2 protein-coding genes are annotated in these 1,712 nt (G+C 74.2%); one reads left to right on the top strand and one right to left on the bottom strand.

Annotated elements, in window-relative coordinates; translation table 11 throughout:
• Positions 1–1,045 (bottom strand): cytochrome P450 family protein (locus PROKR_RS33770; protein WP_051432643.1); only part of this gene is annotated, 1,045 nt, incomplete at its 3' end.
• Between the two features lie 113 nt (positions 1,046–1,158).
• Between PROKR_RS33770 and PROKR_RS33775 the strand changes: the two genes are divergently transcribed.
• On the top strand, positions 1,159–1,712 hold a 554-nt coding region (locus tag PROKR_RS33775), incomplete at its 3' end, for an FAD/NAD(P)-binding protein (RefSeq protein WP_036959638.1).

The raw sequence follows: 1,712 nt of genomic DNA on the forward strand, positions 1-1,712 counted from the left end.
AGAGGTTGCCCGACTCCAGCCAGATGTCGTCCTCGCCGCCGCGGGACTCCGCGCTCGCGCCGAGGATGCCGGGTACCACGGCGTCGCCCGCGGCGACCGCCCGGTCCCCGAGCGTCGTGTCGGCCAGGGCGAAGCGAGGCGCCGCGTTCGGCGCGGGCGGCGTCGAGCCGAGCACCGCCTCCAGCGTGTCGGACGCCGAGAGCCGCCCGCCCGAGCGGCCGTCGAACCGCGGGTCGGTGAGCCGCATGCGGAGCGCCTGCGTGATCCACCCGACCTCGAACTCGCTGCCCAGGATGAGGGTCGCCGACACGGCGCTCTGCGCGTCCAGGTCGGTGGGCGCGCTGGGGTGGCGCAGGATCGCGGAGGTCAGGTCGTCGGACGGCGTCCTGCGACGCTCGGCGACCAGGTCCGAGATGAGCGCGCGCTGCGCGTTGAGCGACTCGAGGCCCGCCGCGCCCTTCGCCTGGAAGACGCGCCGCGAGTGGCCGAGCATCGCACGGGCCTGTTCCGGGTCGAGCCCGAACATGGTGGACATGACCAGCAGCGGGACGGCCCGCGCGTAGTCGCTGACGAGGTCAGCCTCACCCTGGGCCAGCACGCGGTCCAGCGCCAGGCCGCACCAGTACTCCACCGTGGACTTCAGGCGGTGCTCGTCGACGCTCTCGAACGCGTCGTCGACCAGCCTGCGCAGGTGCCGGTGGCGGGCGCCGTCCACGTAGTAGATGCCGTCGCGCGGCGCGAGCACGCCGCCGATGCCGCTGTCGGCGCGGACGGTGCCGTCCGTGAACAGGCCCCAGTTGCGCGCGTCGCGCGAGAACAGGCCCTCGTTGCGCAGCACCGTGACCAGCTCCCGGTGCCCCAGCACGAGCCAGGCGGGCACGCCCGGCTCCAGGAGCACGGGCGCGACGTTGCCCCAGCGGGTGCGCAGCCGCTCGTACACCTTGGCGGGGTCTGGGCTGCTCGTGGTCTCGCTCAGCGGCGTGAGGTCGGCCAGGCCCGCGAGGTCGGTCAGGCGCTCCGACCGGGTGGTCGTCGTGACTGTCATGGCTCCCCGGGTTCTGGGCGCGACGGGGCGCGCTCACGTCTTTTAGCCGGAATGTACCTCATGTCCCATGCGCGGTAATACATCTGTCTGGCTGCAACCGTTATCCTCGGGCCATGCAGCGGACCATCGCCGTGATCGGCGGCGGCGCCGCCGGCGTCATCCTCTCGGCCCACCTCCTGCGTGCGGCCGCGTCCTTCGGGCCCGAGCGGTCCGTACGGGTCGTGCTGGTCGATCCCGCGGAGACACCCGGCCGCGGCCTCCCCTACCGGACCACCGACCCCCGGCACACCCTCAACGCCGTGGTCGCGCGCCTCAGCGCGTTCGACGACGACCCCGAGCACCTGTTGCGCTGGTGCGCGAGCGCCGGGGTGCCCGCGGAACCGGGCACATTCCTGCAGCGCGCCGACTTCGGGCGGTACCTCACCGAGCTGCTCGGGTCCGTCCCGGTCCCCGCGGGGTCCGAGGTGCGGCACGTGCGGGGCACGGTGGTGGACGTCACGGAGGTCGGGGACGACGCAGGGGTCGGGGACGGCTCCGCGGAGAGCCCTGGCACAGCGGACGCGCCCGGCGTCCTGCTCACCCTCGCCGACGGCGGCACCCTGCACGCCGACGACGCCGTCCTCGCGCTCGGCACCCCGCCGCCCGTGCGGCTGCCGGAGTACGAGCC

It is taken from the genome of Promicromonospora kroppenstedtii DSM 19349 (assembly GCF_000515355.1).
Classification (GTDB): Bacteria; Actinomycetota; Actinomycetes; order Actinomycetales; family Cellulomonadaceae; genus Promicromonospora; species Promicromonospora kroppenstedtii.